Annotated in this window: 18 protein-coding genes; 2 read left to right on the plus strand and 16 right to left on the minus strand. The window is 62.5% G+C overall.

The window, feature by feature from the left end:
• Nucleotides 1-19 precede the first annotated feature (19 nt).
• Together algB and MJ122_RS13830 are read left to right on the plus strand one after the other, a co-directional pair.
• Nucleotides 20-1366 (plus strand): sigma-54-dependent response regulator transcription factor AlgB, encoded by a 1347-nt coding sequence (gene algB, locus MJ122_RS13825; protein ID WP_017518832.1) that lies wholly within the window; start codon nt 20-22, stop codon nt 1364-1366.
• A complete protein-coding gene (locus MJ122_RS13830; RefSeq protein ID WP_239744552.1) occupies nt 1363-3156 on the plus strand; it encodes an ATP-binding protein in 1794 nt (597 codons plus the stop codon). The genes algB and MJ122_RS13830 overlap by 4 nt, the downstream gene beginning before the upstream one ends.
• On the opposite strand, the gene MJ122_RS13835 is transcribed toward MJ122_RS13830, so the two are convergent.
• The 16 genes from MJ122_RS13835 to mnmG all read right to left on the minus strand — a co-directional run bounded on the left by MJ122_RS13835 (nt 3153) and on the right by mnmG (nt 17603).
• On the minus strand, nt 3153-3935 hold the full coding sequence (locus MJ122_RS13835) for an N-acetylmuramoyl-L-alanine amidase (RefSeq protein WP_239744553.1): 783 nt from the start codon (nt 3933-3935) through the stop codon (nt 3153-3155). The genes MJ122_RS13830 and MJ122_RS13835 overlap by 4 nt on opposite strands.
• A 12-nt stretch (nt 3936-3947) precedes the next feature.
• Entirely contained in the window at nt 3948-4535 is a 588-nt protein-coding gene (locus tag MJ122_RS13840; protein ID WP_239744554.1) for a MarC family protein, read from the minus strand.
• A 115-nt stretch (nt 4536-4650) separates the two neighbouring features.
• Nucleotides 4651-6018 carry a bifunctional UDP-N-acetylglucosamine diphosphorylase/glucosamine-1-phosphate N-acetyltransferase GlmU gene (glmU, locus tag MJ122_RS13845; protein WP_239744555.1) on the minus strand — a complete coding sequence of 456 codons (1368 nt, stop codon included), beginning with the start codon at nt 6016-6018 and terminating at the stop codon, nt 4651-4653.
• 111 nt (nt 6019-6129) lie between these two features.
• Nucleotides 6130-6555 carry a F0F1 ATP synthase subunit epsilon gene (locus tag MJ122_RS13850; protein WP_017518837.1) on the minus strand — a complete coding sequence of 142 codons (426 nt, stop codon included), beginning with the start codon at nt 6553-6555 and terminating at the stop codon, nt 6130-6132.
• A 40-nt stretch (nt 6556-6595) separates the two neighbouring features.
• Nucleotides 6596-7972 (minus strand): F0F1 ATP synthase subunit beta, encoded by a 1377-nt coding sequence (atpD, locus tag MJ122_RS13855; protein ID WP_017518838.1) that lies wholly within the window; start codon nt 7970-7972, stop codon nt 6596-6598.
• Nucleotides 7973-8002: 30 nt separating this feature from the next.
• On the minus strand, nt 8003-8863 hold the full coding sequence (gene atpG / locus MJ122_RS13860; protein ID WP_017518839.1) for a F0F1 ATP synthase subunit gamma: 861 nt from the start codon (nt 8861-8863) through the stop codon (nt 8003-8005).
• Between the two features lie 52 nt (nt 8864-8915).
• Entirely contained in the window at nt 8916-10460 is a 1545-nt protein-coding gene (gene atpA, locus MJ122_RS13865; RefSeq protein WP_017518840.1) for a F0F1 ATP synthase subunit alpha, read from the minus strand.
• Nucleotides 10461-10478: 18 nt separating this feature from the next.
• Nucleotides 10479-11015: a F0F1 ATP synthase subunit delta gene (locus MJ122_RS13870; protein WP_017518841.1), complete on the minus strand. Its 537-nt coding sequence runs from the start codon at nt 11013-11015 to the stop codon at nt 10479-10481.
• A 12-nt stretch (nt 11016-11027) separates the two neighbouring features.
• Nucleotides 11028-11498, minus strand: coding sequence for a F0F1 ATP synthase subunit B (locus MJ122_RS13875; RefSeq protein ID WP_017518842.1), 471 nt, complete (start codon nt 11496-11498; stop codon nt 11028-11030).
• Nucleotides 11499-11550: 52 nt separating this feature from the next.
• Nucleotides 11551-11808 (minus strand): F0F1 ATP synthase subunit C, encoded by a 258-nt coding sequence (gene atpE / locus MJ122_RS13880; protein WP_003457994.1) that lies wholly within the window; start codon nt 11806-11808, stop codon nt 11551-11553.
• Nucleotides 11809-11917: 109 nt separating this feature from the next.
• Nucleotides 11918-12787, minus strand: coding sequence for a F0F1 ATP synthase subunit A (gene atpB / locus MJ122_RS13885; RefSeq protein WP_017518843.1), 870 nt, complete (start codon nt 12785-12787; stop codon nt 11918-11920).
• 16 nt (nt 12788-12803) lie between these two features.
• A complete protein-coding gene (locus MJ122_RS13890; protein ID WP_088420685.1) occupies nt 12804-13211 on the minus strand; it encodes a F0F1 ATP synthase subunit I in 408 nt (135 codons plus the stop codon).
• Between the two features lie 152 nt (nt 13212-13363).
• Nucleotides 13364-14236 (minus strand): ParB/RepB/Spo0J family partition protein, encoded by an 873-nt coding sequence (locus MJ122_RS13895; protein ID WP_239744556.1) that lies wholly within the window; start codon nt 14234-14236, stop codon nt 13364-13366.
• 17 nt (nt 14237-14253) lie between these two features.
• Nucleotides 14254-15042, minus strand: a complete 789-nt coding sequence (locus MJ122_RS13900; RefSeq protein WP_017518846.1) for a ParA family protein — start codon at nt 15040-15042, stop codon at nt 14254-14256.
• 18 nt (nt 15043-15060) lie between these two features.
• Nucleotides 15061-15711: a 16S rRNA (guanine(527)-N(7))-methyltransferase RsmG gene (gene rsmG / locus MJ122_RS13905; RefSeq protein WP_239744557.1), complete on the minus strand. Its 651-nt coding sequence runs from the start codon at nt 15709-15711 to the stop codon at nt 15061-15063.
• The gene (gene mnmG / locus MJ122_RS13910) at nt 15711-17603 is read right to left on the minus strand and encodes a tRNA uridine-5-carboxymethylaminomethyl(34) synthesis enzyme MnmG (RefSeq protein WP_088420679.1); all 1893 of its coding nucleotides are present in this window, start codon (nt 17601-17603) and stop codon (nt 15711-15713) included. Before mnmG ends, rsmG begins: the two co-directional genes overlap by 1 nt.
• Nucleotides 17604-17952 lie beyond the last annotated feature (349 nt).

The raw sequence follows: 17952 nt of genomic DNA on the forward strand, positions 1-17952 counted from the left end.
ACAACGAGGAAATCGCTGAATGGACGCAACGCCTGAACAGCAAGGCCGCATCCTGCTGGTCGATGACGAGTCCGCCATCCTGCGCTCGTTCCGCTATTGCCTGGAGGACGAGGGCTACAGCGTCGCCACCGCCAGTAGCGCGCAGCAGGCAGAGAACCTGCTGCAGCGCCAGGTCTTCGACCTGTGCTTCCTGGACCTGCGCCTGGGTGACGACAACGGCCTGGACGTGCTGGCGCAGATGCGCGTGCAGGCACCCTGGATGCGCGTGGTGATAGTCACCGCGCATTCCGCCGTGGACACCGCGGTTGACGCGATGCAGGCCGGCGCCGCCGACTATCTGGTAAAGCCCTGCAGTCCCGATCAGTTGCGCCTGGCCGCCGCCAAACAACTCGAGGTGCGCCAGCTCACCGCGCGCATCGAGGCGCTCGAAGGAGAAATGCGCAAGCAGGGCGATGTGCTGGAATCCCACAGCCCGGCCATGGCCGCCGTGCTGGAAACCGCCCGCCAGGTGGCGGCCACCGACGCCAACATCCTCATCCTGGGCGAATCGGGCTCCGGCAAGGGCGAGCTGGCGCGGGCCATCCATGGCTGGAGCAAGCGCGCGAAAAAATCCTGCGTAACCATCAACTGCCCTTCGCTATCCGCCGAACTGATGGAGAGCGAGCTGTTCGGCCATAGCCGCGGTGCGTTCACCGGCGCGACGGAGAACACCCTCGGGCGCATCAGCCAGGCAGACGGCGGTACGCTGTTCCTTGACGAAATCGGTGATTTTCCCATCACGTTGCAACCAAAGTTGCTGCGCTTTATTCAGGACAAGGAATACGAGCGCATCGGCGACCCGGTGACCCGCAACGCGGATGTGCGGATCCTCGCGGCCACCAATCGCGATCTGGCCGGCATGGTCGCCCAGGGTACGTTCCGTGAGGACCTGCTCTACCGCCTGAACGTGATCGTGCTCAACCTGCCTCCGCTGCGAGAGCGCGCAGAGGACATCATCGGCCTGGCCGAACGCTTCCTCGCCCGTTTCGTGAAGGACTACGGCCGCCCGGCTCGAGGATTTACCGATGAGGCGCGTGCCCTGCTGCGTCGTTACAACTGGCCAGGCAACGTGCGCGAACTGCGCAACGTGATCGAACGTGCAAGCATCATCTGCAACCACGAGCTTATCGGCGTGGAACAACTGGCAATTGGCGAACAGACCACCAGCTCCGCTCCGCGTATTGGCGAAGCCATGAGCCTGGAGGAGCTGGAGAAAGCCCACATCGCTGCGGTGATGGCCTCCAGCGCCACCCTTGACCAGGCGGCCAAGACCCTGGGGATCGACGCTTCCACGCTGTATCGCAAGCGCAAGCAGTACAGCCTGTGAAACTGCCGATTCCGATGACGCTGCGGACCCGGCTCTTCGTGAGCATCTCGGCGCTCATCACGGTAGCGTTGCTGGGGCTGCTGCTCGGGCTGTTCAGCGTGATGCTGACCGCCCGCGAACAGGCTCAGCTGATTCAGCGCAACTTCGCTGCCATTGAGGTCAGCCAGCGCTTGCGCCAGGCACTGGGCGACGAACTGGTCCAGGTCCTCAGCGCGCGCCCGAGCGCGGAACATCTGGAAGCGGCACGCCTGCATTTCGCACAGGCCCTCGAACGCGGCCGACTGTTGGCGCACAACGGCCGCCAGCGGCTGGCCATGAGCGAGATCGCCGACGCGCACCGGCTGTTCGTCGAGGCCACCGAAACCCCCGGTCCCGGCCGCCCGGAGCTGCTGGCGGACAGCGACTTGAGCCGCACCCTAGACGACTTGCGCAGCCGCCTGCAGGCCCTGCATCAAGACGCCATCGACAGGATCAGCGAGGATGATCGCGCTTCCCGCGACCGGGTCCTGCTGGTCACCGGCCTGCTCAGCTTGATCGGCATCGCCATCCTGGTGGTCGGCTTCATCACCGCTCACAGCATCGCACGCCGCTTCGGCGCCCCCATCGAGACGCTGGCCAAGGCTGCCGACAAGATTGGCCAGGGCGACTTTGACGTCACCCTGCCGGTTTCCGGCGTCGCCGAGATGTCCTCCCTGAGCCGCCGCTTCGGCCTGATGGCGGAGGCCTTGCGCCTCTATCGCGCCAGCAACACCGAGGCGCTGGGTTCGGGTCGCAAGCGCCTGCTGGCGGTGCTCGACAGCATCGACGACGGCCTGGTGATCCTCGATCGCCACGGCCGCATCGAGCACGCCAACCCCGTCGCTACGCGCCAACTGTTCGCGCAAAGCGACCCCCAGGGCCAGGAACTGGGCGCGCTGCTGCAGAATCCGGCGCTGACCCAGGCGGTACAGCGCGTCCTGAGCGGCAACCTGCTGGAGGAAACGCCACAGGACCTGGTCGTGGACGTCAGCGGCGAAAGCCGGCTGCTGACCTGGGGCATGTCGCCGGTCAGCCATGACGATGGGCGCAATATAGGTGCGGTGATGGTGGTGCGCGACGTCACCGAGCAACGCGCTTTCGAACGCGTACGTAACGACTTCGTGCTTCGCGCCTCCCATGAGCTGCGCACCCCCATGACCGGCATGCACATGGCCTTCGGGCTGCTCGCCGAGCGCCTGAAGTTCCCCGAGGAATCACGCGAGCGCGACCTGGTGCGCACGGTCGACGAGGAGATGCACCGCCTGGTGCGGTTGATCAACGATCTGTTGAATTTCTCGCGCTACCAGAGCGGCACCCAGAAGCTGGAACTGCAGCTGTGCGACGTCGGCGGGCTGTTGACCCAGGCGCACCATCGCTTTGTCGGTCAAGCCGCGGACAAGCATATCGAGCTGGACCTGGAGATCGCCGAGGGTCTGCCGCCGATCAATATCGACCGCACGCAGATCGAACGAGTACTGGACAACCTGATCGGCAACGCCCTGCGTCATACGCCTGAAGGCGGCACCATCCGTCTTCAGGCGCGCTGCCAGGAAGAGCGTGTGGCTATCGCCGTGGAGGACAGCGGCGACGGTATCCCGCTCAGCCAACAGGGCCGCATCTTCGAACCCTTCGTGCAGGTAGGCCGCAAGAAAGGCGGTGTCGGACTGGGCTTGGCGCTATGTCGGGAAATCGTGCAACTGCACGGCGGACGCATCGCGCTGCGTTCGCAGCAAGGCAAGGGCTCGCGCTTCTACCTGTTGCTGCCGGTCTAGGACGTCGGTACCGCCAAGAGCAGTGCGGCGGTTTCGAGGTCCGGCTCGCCATCGAAGCGCTCCGGGCGGAAGCGCATCTGGAACGCTGCAATCACGTTGCGGGTTTCCTCGTCCATCACCCCATTGAGCGGCACCGCATAACCGTGGCGCGCCAGCTGCTGCTGGAACCAGCCCGGAGCCGGCAACTGGCCGTTCAGCTCAGTCAGGCGACGCGCCAGCTCACCCGGTTTCGGCCAGGGGATCAGGCCGGCTTCGGCGAGCTTCTTCCAGGGAAACAGCGGGCCTGGATCGACCTTGCGCTGCGGCGCGATATCGCTGTGGCCGAGGATGTGTTCCGGGGTGATGCCCTGGCGCCGGGTGATGTCCTTGAGCAGGGCGATCAGCGCATCGATCTGCGCATCCGGATAGGGATACCAGATCTTCCCGCTGGGGGTATCGCGATAGCCGGGGTTCACCAGCTCGATGCCGATGGAAGTGGAGTTGAGCCAGGTGCGCCCCTGCCATTCGCTGGCGCCGGCGTGCCAGGCGCGGCGGTTCTCGTCCACCAGCTGGTAGATGGTCGCCGGGTTGTCACCGATCAGGTAGTGCGCACTCACCTCGCCATGGGTCAGCAGCGCCAGCGAGCGCGGCAGATCGGCCGAAGTGTAGTGGACGATGACGTACTGAATGCGGCTGTCCTGGTTCCTCGACACGTGTTCGCGATCGATCTGCAGGCCCTTGTCGGCGCAGCCGGCGAGCAAGGTGGCAAGGAAGGCGAAGGTCAGGGCACGCAATCTCATGGCGGTCTCGAATCAGGCAGCGATGTGCAGGAAGCTGCGCACGTTCTGCAGGAGCATGTTCACGCTGAGCATGATCAGCAGCATGCCGGCCAGACGTTCCACGGCCATCAGCCCGCGCAGACCGAGGAAGCGCTGGAGGAAGGCCGCCTGCATGAGGATGAAGGCGGTGGCCGCCCAGGCGAGGATCACCGCCAGGTACAGCTCCCACAACGGACCAGTGTAGGTGCTGCGCAAGGTGATCAGCATCGCCAGCGCGGAGGGCCCGGCCACCGCGGGAGTGGCCAGCGGCACGAACAGCGGCTCATTGTCCGGCATGTCGCCCAGCACACCCTGGGGCGTGGGGAAGATCAGGCGCATGGCAACCACGAACAGGATGATGCCGCCGGCGATGCCGGTGGCTTCCTTGGACAGCCCAAGCCCGGTGAGGATGTGCTCGCCCAGGGTGAGGAACAGCAGCAGCAGACCCAGGGCGAACAGCAGCTCGCGCAGCGCCACTTTCAGACGGCGTTCGGCGGGAACGGACTTGAGAGCGGCGAGAAATACCGCAATGTTGCCGAACGGGTCGGTGATCAGAAAGATCAGGATGGCGACGCCAAGCATGACCGGGAAGACTCCAGCAAAACCAGCCATTCCGCGGTTCGCGGGATGGCCTGTGAATAACGATAGGGGATCGCCCTGCGGCCATGTTCTTATCCACAGGGCGGCGGCAGCTGCATCAGGGTTTCTTGATCTTTTCCGGACGCTTCCAGCCTTCGATCACCCGCTGCTTGGCGCGACCAACGCCGAGGGTGCCGGCCGGAACCTCGGCGGTGATGGTCGAGCCCGCGCCAGTCGTGGCTCCGGTGCCGATATCCACAGGCGCTACCAGCGAATTGTTGGAGCCGATGAAGACATCTTCGCCAATGGTGGTGCGCCACTTGTTCGCGCCATCGTAATTGCAGGTGATGGTGCCGGCGCCGATGTTGGTGCGTGCACCCACTTCACTGTCGCCCAGGTAGGTCAGGTGGCCGACCTTCACGCCGTCCTGCAGATGGGCGTTTTTGAGTTCGACGAAGTTGCCCACATGCACCTTGCGCTCCAGCACGCTACCCGGACGCAGGCGAGCGAACGGGCCGACATCGCTGTCCGGGCCGACGTGGGCGCCTTCCAGGTGCGAGTTGGCCTTGATGATGGCGCCGCGACGCAGGGTACTGTCCTTGATGTAGCAGTTCGGACCGATCTGCACGTCGTCCTCGATCTCCACCTGGCCTTCGAGGATCACGTTGATATCGATGCTGACGTCGCGGCCAACGCTCACTTCACCGCGCACATCGAAGCGAGCCGGGTCGATCAGGGTCACGCCCTGGGCCATCAGGCGACGGGCCACTCGCTGCTGGAAGAAGCGCTCCAGCTCGGAGAGCTGCAGGCGATCATTGGCGCCCTGGGTCTCCATCGCCACCTGGGGTTGTGCAGTGGCCACGCGCAGGCCGTCGCCGACCGCCATGGCGATCACGTCGGTGAGGTAGTACTCACCCTGGGCGTTGGAGTTGGACAGTCGCGACAGCCAACCCAGCAGGCGTTCGCGAGGCGCGGCAAGAATACCGGTGTTGCCTTCCTGGATAGCGCGTTGCTCGGGGGTAGCGTCCTTCTGCTCGACGATGGCCCGAACCTCGCCGCTGGCATCTCGGATGATGCGGCCGTAGCCGGTCGGATCCTCCAGCTTGACGGTGAGCAGCGCCAGCTGTTGCGGCGTGGCTTGGGCCATCAGGCGCTCCAGGGTCGGCTGCTCGATCAGCGGGACGTCCCCATACAGGATCAGCACATTGTCGGCGCTCAGGAACGGAGCCGCCTGCGCCACGGCGTGGCCGGTGCCCAGTTGCTGTTCCTGGATCACGAAATTCAGGTCATCCGCCTGCAGGCGCTCGCGCACCAGGTCGGCACCATGGCCGATCACCACATGGATACGCGACGGACTGAGGCCGCGCGCGGTGTCGATCACGTGGGCAAGCATCGGTTTGCCAGCAACCGGGTGCAGGACTTTCGGCAGGGCCGAACGCATGCGGGTGCCCTGGCCAGCAGCAAGAATGACGATTTCGAGGGACATGAGTGAGGGACCGTCCTGGTGAGCGGGAAAAGACCAAGTGTATAAAAAGAAAAAGGGTAGCCAAGGCTACCCTTTTCCCATTTGTCGCTGAAGTCCGAAGGACCTCGCGGCTCAGCCGCCGTACTTCTTGCGAACCTGCTGGACCGTGCGCAGTTGCGCTGCGGCTTCGGCCAGGCGGGCTGCGGCGGAGCTGTAGTCGAACTCTGCACCTTTACCTTGCAGAGCCTTCTCAGCTTCCTTCAGTGCGGTCTGGGCAGCCGCTTCGTCGAGGTCGCCTGCACGAATCACGGTGTCGGCGAGAACCTTGACCATGTTCGGCTGTACTTCGAGGAAGCCGCCGGAGATGTAGTACACCTCCTGCTCGCCACCCTGCTTCACCAGGCGGATCGGACCCGGCTTGAGCTCAGTGATCAGCGGCGCGTGGCCCGGAGCGATACCCAGATCGCCCAGGGAGCCGTGCGCTACGACCAGCTCGACCAGACCGGAGAAGATCTCCGCTTCGGCGCTGACGATGTCGCAGTGGACAGTAATAGCCATACCCTTGCCTCACGTAAGCGCCCGTTGCCGGGCGCACGGATTACAGCTTCTTCGCTTTCTCGATGGCTTCTTCGATGCCGCCGACCATGTAGAACGCCTGCTCGGGCAGGTGGTCGTAGTCGCCGTTGAGGATGCCTTTGAAGCCAGCGATGGTGTCCTTCAGGGAGACGTATTTGCCCGGCGAGCCGGTGAATACTTCTGCCACGAAGAACGGCTGGGACAGGAAGCGCTGGATCTTACGAGCACGGGCCACCAGCAGCTTGTCGGCTTCGGACAGTTCGTCCATGCCGAGGATCGCGATGATGTCCTTCAGCTCCTTGTAGCGCTGCAGAACGTACTGCACGCCACGAGCGGTGTCGTAGTGATCCTGACCGATGACCAGCGGGTCCAGCTGACGGGAAGTCGAGTCCAGCGGATCAACTGCCGGGTAGATACCCAGCGAGGCGATGTCACGGGACAGTACGACGGTGGCGTCCAGGTGGGCGAAGGTGGTCGCCGGGCTCGGGTCGGTCAGGTCGTCCGCGGGAACGTATACGGCCTGGATCGAGGTGATCGAGCCTTTCTTGGTGGAGGTGATGCGCTCTTGCAGAACGCCCATCTCTTCGGCCAGGGTCGGCTGGTAACCTACTGCGGAAGGCATACGGCCCAGCAGTGCGGATACTTCGGTACCGGCGAGGGTGTAACGGTAGATGTTGTCGATGAACAGCAGTACGTCACGGCCTTCGTCACGGAACTTCTCGGCCATGGTCAGGCCGGTCAGTGCAACGCGCAGACGGTTGCCCGGCGGCTCGTTCATCTGGCCGTAAACCAGGGCTACCTTGTCCAGTACGCCGGAATCCTTCATCTCGTGGTAGAAGTCGTTACCCTCACGAGTACGCTCACCCACGCCCGCGAACACAGAGTAACCGCTGTGCTCCATGGCGATGTTACGGATCAGTTCCATCATGTTTACGGTCTTGCCGACACCGGCGCCACCGAACAGACCGACCTTACCACCCTTGGCGAACGGGCAGACCAGGTCGATTACCTTGATGCCGGTTTCCAGCAGGTCGTTGCCGCCAGCCTGGTCAGCGTAGGACGGAGCGTCGCGGTGAATACCCCAGCGCTCTTCTTCGCCGATGGGGCCGGCTTCGTCGATCGGGTTGCCCAGCACGTCCATGATACGGCCCAGGGTCTTGGTGCCGACCGGGACGGAGATGGCTGCGCCGGTGCTTTCCACGTTCAGGCCACGCTTGAGGCCTTCGGTGGAACCCATCGCAATGGAACGAACCACCCCGTCGCCCAGCTGCTGCTGAACTTCCAGGGTGGTTTCGACGCCCTGAACCTTCAGGGCCTCGTAGATGCTCGGCACGGCATCGCGCGGGAATTCCACGTCGATCACGGCGCCGATGATTTGAACGATACGTCCGCTACTCATGTCTGGTTCCTCTGAATTTTGAACCTGTTCTTACACCGCGGCAGCGCCGCCGACGATTTCCGAGATTTCCTGGGTGATCGCCGCCTGACGTGCCTTGTTGTAGATCAGTTGCAGACCACTGATCAGATCACCGGCGTTGTCGGTAGCGTTCTTCATTGCAATCATCCGGGCCGCCTGCTCACAGGCGTTGTTCTCAACCACGGCCTGGTACACCTGGGATTCCACGTAGCGCACCAGCAGACCGTCGAGGAGGGCCTTGGCGTCGGGTTCGTAGAGGTAGTCCCAGTGGTGCTTCAGCTCGGCATTGTCCTCGGCCACCAGCGGAATCAGCTGTTCCACGGTCGGCTTCTGGGTCATGGTGTTGACGAACTTGTTGGAAACCACGTACAGGCGATCGATACGACCTTCCAGGTAGGCATCCAGCATGACCTTGACGCTGCCGATCAGATCGTTGATCGACGGCTCTTCGCCCAGGTGGCTGATAGCTGCAACCACGTTGCCGCCATAGCTCTTGAAGAAGGATGCACCCTTGGAGCCGATCACGCAGAGGTCGATCTCCGCGCCACGATCGCGCTGCCCGCTCATGTCCTTGACGAGCGCCTTGAACAGGTTGATGTTCAGGCCGCCAGCCAGGCCACGGTCGGAGCTCACCACGATGTAGCCGACGCGCTTGACTTCACGCTCGACCATGAACGGGTGACGGTATTCCGGGTTGGCGTTGGCCAGATGGCCGATCACCTGGCGAATGCGCTCCGCGTAGGGACGGCCGGCCGCCATGCGCATTTGTGCCTTGCGCATCTTGCTCACCGCCACCTTTTCCATGGCATTGGTGATTTTTTGCGTGCTTTTGATGCTCGCAATCTTGCTGCGAATCTCTTTTGCGCCTGCCATTTCACACCTATCGGTTTAGCAGGCGGGGGCCGTTAACGACCCCCGCTGCGGCTTACCAGGTTTGGGTGGCCTTGAACTTCTCGATGCCGGCCTTGATGCCCGCGTCGATTTCGTCGTTGAAGTCACCCTTCTCGTTGATCTTCGCCAGCAGAGCGGCGTTCTCACGTTGGAAGTAGGCGATCAGCGCTTGTTCGAAGGCGCCCACCTTGGCGATCTCGACGTCCTGCAGGAAGCCACGCTCGGCGGCATACAGGGACAGCGACATCTCGGCGATGGACATCGGCGCGTATTGCTTCTGCTTCATCAGCTCGGTAACGCGCTGACCATGTTCCAGCTGCTTGCGGGTCGCATCGTCCAGGTCCGAGGCGAACTGGGCGAAGGCCGCCAGTTCACGGTACTGGGCCAGCGCGGTACGGATGCCGCCGGACAGCTTCTTGATGATCTTGGTCTGGGCCGCGCCACCGACACGGGATACCGAGATACCGGCGTTGACGGCCGGACGGATACCCGAGTTGAACATGGCGGATTCGAGGAAGATCTGACCGTCGGTGATGGAGATCACGTTGGTCGGAACGAACGCAGAAACGTCGCCAGCCTGGGTTTCGATGATCGGCAGGGCGGTCAGGGAACCGGTCTTGCCTTTCACTTCGCCGTTGGTGAACTTCTCTACGTATTCTTCGGAAACGCGGGAAGCGCGCTCCAGCAGACGGCTGTGGAGATAGAACACGTCGCCCGGGTAAGCTTCGCGGCCCGGCGGGCGGCGCAGCAGCAGGGAGATCTGGCGGTAGGCCACGGCCTGCTTGGACAGGTCGTCGTACACGATCAGGGCGTCTTCACCGCGGTCGCGGAAGTATTCGCCCATGGTGCAACCGGAGTACGGAGCCAGGTATTGCAGAGCGGCGGATTCCGAAGCACTGGCAACCACCACGATGGTGTTGGCCAGGGCGCCGTTTTCTTCCAGCTTGCGGACGACGTTGGCGATGGTCGATTGCTTCTGACCGATGGCAACGTAGACGCAGCGGATGCCGCTGTTCTTCTGGTTGATGATGGCGTCGATGGCCAGAGCGGTCTTACCGATCTGACGGTCACCGATGATCAGCTCGCGCTGGCCACGGCCAACCGGGATCATGGCGTCGACCGACTTGTAACCGGTCTGCACCGGCTGGTCTACCGACTTACGCCAGATCACGCCCGGTGCCACTTTCTCGACTGCGTCGGTCAGCTTGGCATCGATCGGGCCTTTGCCATCGATCGGGTTACCCAGGGCGTCGACAACGCGACCCAGCAGTTCCGGACCAACCGGTACTTCCAGGATGCGGCCGGTGCACTTGGCGTTCATGCCTTCTTTGAGGTCCTGGTATTCACCCAGTACCACAGCACCGACGGAGTCTTGCTCCAGGTTCAGCGCCATACCGTAGACGCCGCCCGGGAATTCGATCATCTCGCCGTACATGACGTCGGCCAGACCGAAGATGCGCACGATGCCGTCGGAAACACTGACGATGGTGCCTTCGTTGCGCGCTTGCGAGGCGACGTCGAGTTTCTCGATGCGCCCCTTGATGATTTCACTAATTTCGGAAGGATTGAGTTGCTGCATGCCGCTGCCCCTTCAAACTCAAGATTTCAACGCTTCGGCCAGTTTCGCGATTTTGCCGCGCACCGAGCCATCGATTACCAAGTCACCGGCGCGAATAACCACGCCGCCGATCAGGCTCGCGTCTTCCGACGCATGTAGTCGCACTTCGCGACTGAGCCGGGCGCTGAGAGCCTTGGCGAGTTTGTCCTGCTGTTCCTGGTCCAGGGCGAAGGCACTGGTGACCTCGACCTCGACCAGCTTTTCCTGCTCGGCCTTGAGTTGCTCGAACATCACGAAGATGGTCGGCAGCAGGTCGAGCCGCTTGTTTTCAGCCACAGTCCGGACGAAGTTCTGGGCCGGAGCATTGAGCTTGTCGCCACACACGTCGATCAGCGCGTCAGCCTTGGCTGCCGCGGTCAGCTGGGGCTCCTTGAGCAGCTGGCGCACGGTGTCGTCCCGCGACACTGCAGCCAGCACACCCAGCGCAGCGGACCAGTCGGCCAGTTGCTGATGAGCCTGGGCGTACTCGAAAGCCGCCTTCGCGTATGGACGAGCCAATGTGGTCAGTTCTGCCATATCGCCCTCTGCTTAGATCTCGGCGGCCAGTTGATCAACCAGCTGCTTTTGCGCGTTGGCATCGATCGAAGCACCCAGGATCTTCTCGGCGCCGGAGACAGCCAGGGCACCCACTTGGGCACGCAGGGCGTCCTTGACGCTGTTGAGTTCCTGTTCGATCTGGGCCTTGGCCTGGGCGATCATGCGATCACCTTCGGCACGAGCCTGATCACGGGCTTCGTCAACGATCTGGTTAGCGCTCTTCTTCGCCTGCTCGATGATTTCGGCTGCCTGAGCCTTGGCTTCGCGCAGTTGCTGACCCGCTTTCTCGTGGGCCAGTTCCAGGTCACGAGCCGCGCGGTTGGCAGCGTCCAGGCCGTCGGCGATCTTCTTCTGACGCTCGTGCAGAGCCGCGATGACCGGAGGCCATACGAACTTCATGCAGAACAGGACGAAGATGGCGAACGCGATGGCCTGGCCGATCAGAGTTGCATTAATGTTCACGCCAATACCTCGCTCGTTCGTTGTTCAGTCACAGATTTCCGCGCTGCGGAAATTACTGGGCAACCTGAGCAATGAACGGGTTAGCGAAGGTGAAGAACAGAGCGATACCAACGCCGATCATGGTCACGGCGTCGAGCAGGCCGGCGACGATGAACATTTTGACCTGCAGCATCGGAACCATTTCCGGCTGGCGAGCAGCGCCTTCCAGGAACTTGCCGCCCAGCAGGCCGAAGCCGATGGCAGTACCCAGAGCGCCCAGACCGATCAGCAGAGCAACGGCGATAGCAGTGAGTCCAACTACAGTTTCCATTTTTCCTCCCGACTTTTTTGTCGTGTTGGTTAAAGGTGAAGCAAGTTAAGGTGGTGAAGCTCTTCTTACGCCCACTCCCGCAGGGGAGTGGGCGCATAGAATCTTTGGATCAGTGGCTGTCTTCGTGGGCCATCGACAGGTAGACGATGGTCAGCATCATGAAGATGAAGGCCTGCAGGGTGATGATCAGGATGTGAAACACGGCCCACGCCCAGTTCAGCACAACACCCATGCCGCCCAGCCAGAGAATGCCGGAACCGAACATCACGGCGATCAGGATGAAGATCAGCTCGCCGGCGTACATGTTGCCGAACAGACGCAGTGCCAGGGATACCGGCTTGGCGATCAGGGTCACGAACTCCAGCAGGAAGTTCACGGGGATCAGGATGATCTGAACCACCATGTTGCTGCTGTGGAACGGGTGCAGGGTCAGTTCGCCGAGGAAGCCGCCGATGCCCTTGACCTTGATGCTGTAGAAGATGATCAGCGCGAAGACCGCGATCGACATGCCGAAGGTGGCGTTCGGATCGGTGGTGGCCACGGCGCGGAAGAACAGGTGCTCGTTGCCGGTGACGGCCTGGGCCGCGAGCGGCAGGAAGTCCACGGGCACCAGGTCGATCAGGTTCATCAGGAAGATCCAGACGAACACGGTCAGCGCCAGCGGTGCGATGAGCGGGTTACGGCCGTGGAAGGTGTCCTTCACGCTGCCGTCGACGAACTCCACGAGAACTTCGACGAAGTTCTGCAAGCCGCCGGGTTGACCGCTGGTGGCCTTCTTGGCTGCCATGCGGAAGATAAGGATGAACACCAGGCCGAGGAATACGGACCAGCCCAGGGTATCAACGTGGAATGCCCAGAAGCCCATTTCCTTGGCTTGTTCGGCGGTGTGGGCGAACCCCCAGGAACCATCCGGCAGACGACCCAGGGTCAGGTTCTGCAAGTGGTGCTGGATGTAACCCGAAGCGCTTTCTGCTGCCATGTTTGCCTCAATCGCTCTAAGGTCTTGTAAATGTGTTTCGCATCAGCAGGGGTGCAAACCAGCTGACCGCGAGGGTCAGCAGGTAGAGGCCGAACAGCGCCAGGGGCGCCAGGGGCTTCACACCTGCAAACGTCAGTGCGAAGAGCACTGCCGTCAAAATCAGTTTTCCCGCCTCACCGGCATAAAAGGACCGGACTATCAGCTGGGCAGAACGCGCACCGCTGTAGCGGAACGCCTTGCGAGCAAAGTACAGATTCGGCAACCACGCAATCAGGCCTCCGAGTAATCCCGAATAGCCAGCGACCGATCCCTGGGCAAACCACAGGGTTGCTGCACCGATAAGCAGCACCACCAGTTGGACGAGCAACAGGCGAAACGCCGGTTGACGATGGAAGGGCAAACGATTGGGCTTGCGGGGTTCCATCTCGAGCTCACAGTCCTCTGGTGTCGGCTTCACAAATCAACAACTTGGCATACTTTGTGCCGACAAAATTGCGCGCAGAGTATAGGGGGCGCCGCATACCCATTCAACCGTCAGGTAGTGATTTCCGACGACCCCTACATGCTACGTTCGTATCAGCGTATGTGGGCGAGGACGCCCTGGAGCTCATCGAGGGAGTTGTAGCGGATTACCAACTGGCCCTTGCCCTTCTGCCCATGGCGAATCTGCACCGGAGCGCCCAGGCGCTCGGCCAGGCGCTGTTCCAGGCGACTGATGTCCGGGTCGGTCCTGACCGCTTTGACAGGATCCTCGGGGGCATTGAGCCACTGGCGCACCAGTGCTTCAGTCTGACGCACCGTTAAGCCCCGTGCGACAACATGTCGCGCACCTTCAACCTGCCGATCCTCGGGCAATCCGAGCAGCGCACGGGCATGACCCATTTCCAGGTCGCCATGCGAAAGCAGCGTCTTGATTTCGTCCGGCAGGGCGATCAGGCGCAGCAGGTTGGCCACGGTCACCCGGGATTTGCCCACGGCGTCGGCGACCTGTTGCTGGGTCAGCTGGAATTCCTGCTGCAGGCGCTGCAGCGCGGCGGCTTCCTCGATGGGGTTGAGGTCCTCGCGCTGGATGTTCTCGATCAGCGCCATGGCGATGGCGGCTTCGTCCGGCACTTCGCGGACCATGGCCGGAATCTTGTCCAGGCCGGCCTGCTGGCTCGCGCGCCAGCGGCGCTCGCCGGCAATGATCTCGTAGCGGCCCTTGTCGATCGGGCGTACCACGATCGGCTGCATCACGCCCTGGGCCTTGATGGACTGGGCGAGCTCTTCCAGGGCCTGCGGGTCCATGTCGCGGCGGGGCTGGTACTTGCCGCGCTGGATCAGGTCCAGCGGCAGGTGTTGCAGCTCCCTGCTGTCCACCTGAACGGCTTCTTCCTGCAGCGTAGCGGCGCTGGAGCCACTGAGCAGGGCATCCAGCCCGCGTCCGAGACCTCGTTTCTTGGCGGCCATGCGGGTTCCTTAATCTCTTAGGCGGGGGCGGTGGTACGGGCGGCGCGCTGACGGCGCGCCAGCTCGCCGGCCAGCGCCAGGTAGGCGAGGGCACCGCGGGATTGCTTGTCGTAGACCAGCGCCGGCATGCCGAAGCTGGGCGCCTCGGCCAGTCGCACGTTGCGCGGGATCACTGTGGTGTAGAGCTTGTCGCCGAAGTGTTCCTGCAGCTGCGCGCTGACGTCGTTGGTCAGGCTGATGCGCGGGTCGTACATGGTGCGCAGCAGGCCTTCGATCTTCAGCGCCGGGTTCAGCCTCTCGGCGATGCGCTGGATGCTGTTCATCAGGTCGGTCAGGCCTTCCAGCGCGTAGTACTCGCACTGCATCGGAATGATCACGCCGTCCGAGGCCGACAGGGCGTTGACCGTCAGCATCGACAGCGACGGCGGACAGTCGATGAGGATGAAATCGTAGTTCTCGCGGATCGGCGCCAGCGCGTGGCGCAGGCGGTGCTCCTTCATGTCCATCTCCAGCAGCACCACTTCCGCCGCGGTGAGGTCGCGGTTGGCGGGCAACAGCTGGTAGCCGCCGTGCTCGGAGAACTGCATGGCCTGGGCCAGGTCGCATTCGCCGGTGAGTACGTCGTAGATGGAATGGTCCAGGGACAACTTATCCACACCGCTGCCGGTGGTGGCGTTGCCCTGTGGATCAAGGTCGATCAGCAGCACGCGGCGCTTGGTGGCGACCAGCGATGCCGCGAGGTTGATACAGGTCGTGGTCTTGCCGACGCCGCCCTTCTGGTTGGCGATCGCGAATACCTTAGCCATGGTTTTCCCCACTCCCCGTCATGCAGTGCGGCGCAGTATCAGCAGATGGCGCTGGCCTTGGCAACCCGGCACCGCCAGAGCGCATTCGGCTTCGACGCGGAAATCTTCCGGAAGTGCCGCGAGCTCGTCGCTGGGGTGTACGCCTTTCATGGCCAGCCAGTTGGTCTGGGTGTCGCCCAGGTGGCGTGTCCAGTTCGTGAAGTCTTCGAGACTGCTGAAAGCCCGGGAGACGATGCCGTTGAATGGCTGCTCGGGCTGGAAGGCTTCCACGCGGCTGTGGATAACCTGCAGGTTTTCGAGCTTGAGCTCCAGCTTAACCTGAGTCAGAAAGCGGGTCTTCTTGCCGTTGCTGTCCAGCAGGGTCAGCGATTTACCGGGAAACAGGATGGCCAGTGGAATACCGGGCATTCCACCGCCGCTACCCACGTCCAGCCAGCGCTCGCCGCCTGCGGCTTCGAACTGCGGGACGATGCTCAGGCTGTCGAGCAGGTGACGGGAGACCATTTCATCCACATCGCGCACGGCGGTGAGGTTGTAGGCCTTGTTCCACTTGGCCAGCAAGGCCAGATAGTCCAGCAGGCGCTGCTGGGTGGCAGCGTCGATATCCAGGCCGAGCGTCTGGATGCCATGCGCGAGTTCTTCGGCGTGGCGGGAAGAGATCAGGGACATCAGGCGCTCTGCTCCAGCTGACGGCCGGAGGTGCGTTTTTTCAGATGGATCAGCAGCAGGGAGATCGCCGCCGGGGTCACGCCCGGGATGCGTCCCGCCTGGCCGAGGGTTTCCGGCCGGGCGTTACCGAGCTTGAGCTGGATTTCCTTCGACAGCCCGGAAATCGACTGGTAGTCGATATCCACAGGCAGGCGGGTATCTTCGCTGGCCCGCAGGCGCGCGATCTCTTCCTGCTGGCGATCGATGTAGCCGGCGTACTTGGTGCGGATTTCGACCTGCTCGGCGACCTGCGGGTCCTGCGCGCCGGCACCGGTCACTTCGGCCAGGCTGACGTAGTCGATTTCCGGGCGCGCCAGCAGATTCAGCAGGTTGTATTCGTGAGCCAGCGGAGTGCCGAAGCGCTGGGCAATCGCATCGCCCTGCGGTGTATTGGGGCGAACCCAGGTGCTCTTCAGGCGCTGTTCTTCTCGTTCGATGCCTTCGCGCTTGGCTTCGAAGACTGCCCAGCGCTCGTCGTCAATCAGGCCCAGTTCGCGGCCTTTCTCGGTGAGGCGCAGGTCCGCGTTGTCCTCGCGCAGGATCAGCCGGTATTCGGCGCGCGAGGTGAACATGCGGTACGGCTCCTGGGTGCCGAGGGTGATCAGGTCGTCGACCAGTACGCCGATGTAGGCCTCGTCGCGACGCGGACACCAGCTTTCGCGGCCCTGCGAACGCAGTGCGGCGTTGGCGCCGGCGAGCAGCCCCTGGGCACCGGCTTCTTCGTAACCGGTGGTGCCGTTGATCTGGCCAGCGAAGAACAGACCGCCGATGACCTTGGTCTCCAGGCTGTACTTCAGGTCGCGCGGATCGAAATAGTCGTACTCGATGGCGTAGCCCGGGCGGACGATGTGGGCATTCTCCATGCCGCGGATCGAGCGGACGATATCCAGTTGCACATCGAAGGGGAGCGAGGTGGAGATACCGTTCGGGTACAGCTCATGGGTGGTCAGTCCTTCGGGCTCGAGGAAGACCTGATGGCTGTCCTTGTCGGCGAAGCGGTGGATCTTGTCTTCGATCGACGGGCAGTAACGCGGGCCAACGCCTTCGATCACGCCGGAGTACATGGGCGAGCGATCGAGGTTCGACGCGATGATCTCGTGGGTCCGCGTGTTGGTATGGGTGATCCAGCAACTGACCTGGCGCGGATGCATTTCCTTGGAGCCGAGGAAAGACATCACCGGGATTGGCGTATCGCCCGGTTGCTCGGTCATCACGCTGAAATCGACGCTGCGGCCATCGATGCGCGGCGGAGTGCCCGTCTTCAGGCGGCCAACACGCAGCGGCAGTTCGCGCAGGCGGCGAGCCAGGGCGATCGAAGGCGGATCACCCGCCCGGCCACCGGAGTAGTTCTCCAGGCCGATGTGGATAAGTCCCCCAAGGAAAGTACCGGCAGTGAGGACGACGTTATCCGCATGGAATTTCAGACCCATCTGGGTCACTACGCCGCGTACCTGATCCTGTTCGACGATGAGGTCATCACAGGCCTGCTGGAATATCCAGAGGTTCGGCTGGTTCTCCAGGATCTCGCGTACAGCGGCCTTATAGAGAACGCGGTCGGCCTGGGCGCGAGTCGCACGGACTGCCGGGCCTTTGCGGCTGTTCAACACGCGGAACTGGATGCCGCCTTTATCGGTGGCCAGTGCCATGGCACCGCCCAGCGCATCGATTTCCTTCACCAGATGGCTTTTGCCGATCCCACCAATGGCGGGATTGCAGCTCATCTGGCCAAGGGTTTCCACGTTGTGGGTGAGCAGCAGCGTCTTCACGCCCATGCGTGCAGCCGCTAGTGCGGCCTCTGTGCCGGCATGGCCGCCGCCGATCACTATCACGTCAAAACGGGAAGGGAAATCCACCACGCACCTCGTGCCTGTTGATCAAGGAGAAAGAAGAGAGCCGGACAGTATAGGGGGTAAGGGCTTTCGATTGAAGGCGCCTGAACAAAAAATAGCCAGTCGGTGCTGTATGCCTCTATAGAAAATAAAGAGAGAGGAATCTTTTTAAATCTTTTTAGAGCTTGTGTTTATGTATGGTGAAGCCGTTTTCTGTGGATAACCGCTTGCAGGCCAGACACTGGTTGCGTTCCAGCGGCTAACAACCCTGTGTCGATTCTGTACGGTTGCAGGGGATCTCCCGTGTCTACCTTGTGGATTAAGTGCAAGGTTACCCACAGGCGGATTTATCCACTCGCAGGCGCAGGGTTTG

The organism is Pseudomonas sp. DP-17 (assembly GCF_022380625.1).
Taxonomy (GTDB): Bacteria; Pseudomonadota; Gammaproteobacteria; order Pseudomonadales; family Pseudomonadaceae; genus Pseudomonas; species Pseudomonas nitroreducens_A.

Bases quoted from the DNA above. Each gene is read 5' to 3' on its own strand.
- MJ122_RS13850 (WP_017518837.1), bottom strand. From the start codon at position 6,555: ATGGCTATTACTGTCCACTGCGACATCGTCAGCGCCGAAGCGGAGATC.
- atpG (WP_017518839.1), bottom strand. From the start codon at position 8,863: ATGGCAGGCGCAAAAGAGATTCGCAGCAAGATTGCGAGCATCAAAAGC.
- atpB (WP_017518843.1), bottom strand. From the start codon at position 12,787: ATGGCAGCAGAAAGCGCTTCGGGTTACATCCAGCACCACTTGCAGAAC.
- algB (WP_017518832.1), top strand. From the start codon at position 20: ATGGACGCAACGCCTGAACAGCAAGGCCGCATCCTGCTGGTCGATGAC.
- rsmG (WP_239744557.1), bottom strand. From the start codon at position 15,711: ATGTCCCTGATCTCTTCCCGCCACGCCGAAGAACTCGCGCATGGCATC.
- MJ122_RS13835 (WP_239744553.1), bottom strand. From the start codon at position 3,935: ATGAGATTGCGTGCCCTGACCTTCGCCTTCCTTGCCACCTTGCTCGCC.
- glmU (WP_239744555.1), bottom strand. From the start codon at position 6,018: ATGTCCCTCGAAATCGTCATTCTTGCTGCTGGCCAGGGCACCCGCATG.
- atpA (WP_017518840.1), bottom strand. From the start codon at position 10,460: ATGCAGCAACTCAATCCTTCCGAAATTAGTGAAATCATCAAGGGGCGC.
- MJ122_RS13895 (WP_239744556.1), bottom strand. From the start codon at position 14,236: ATGGCCGCCAAGAAACGAGGTCTCGGACGCGGGCTGGATGCCCTGCTC.
- MJ122_RS13890 (WP_088420685.1), bottom strand. From the start codon at position 13,211: ATGGAACCCCGCAAGCCCAATCGTTTGCCCTTCCATCGTCAACCGGCG.
- atpD (WP_017518838.1), bottom strand. From the start codon at position 7,972: ATGAGTAGCGGACGTATCGTTCAAATCATCGGCGCCGTGATCGACGTG.
- MJ122_RS13900 (WP_017518846.1), bottom strand. From the start codon at position 15,042: ATGGCTAAGGTATTCGCGATCGCCAACCAGAAGGGCGGCGTCGGCAAG.
- MJ122_RS13840 (WP_239744554.1), bottom strand. From the start codon at position 4,535: ATGCTTGGCGTCGCCATCCTGATCTTTCTGATCACCGACCCGTTCGGC.
- MJ122_RS13870 (WP_017518841.1), bottom strand. From the start codon at position 11,015: ATGGCAGAACTGACCACATTGGCTCGTCCATACGCGAAGGCGGCTTTC.
- atpE (WP_003457994.1), bottom strand. From the start codon at position 11,808: ATGGAAACTGTAGTTGGACTCACTGCTATCGCCGTTGCTCTGCTGATC.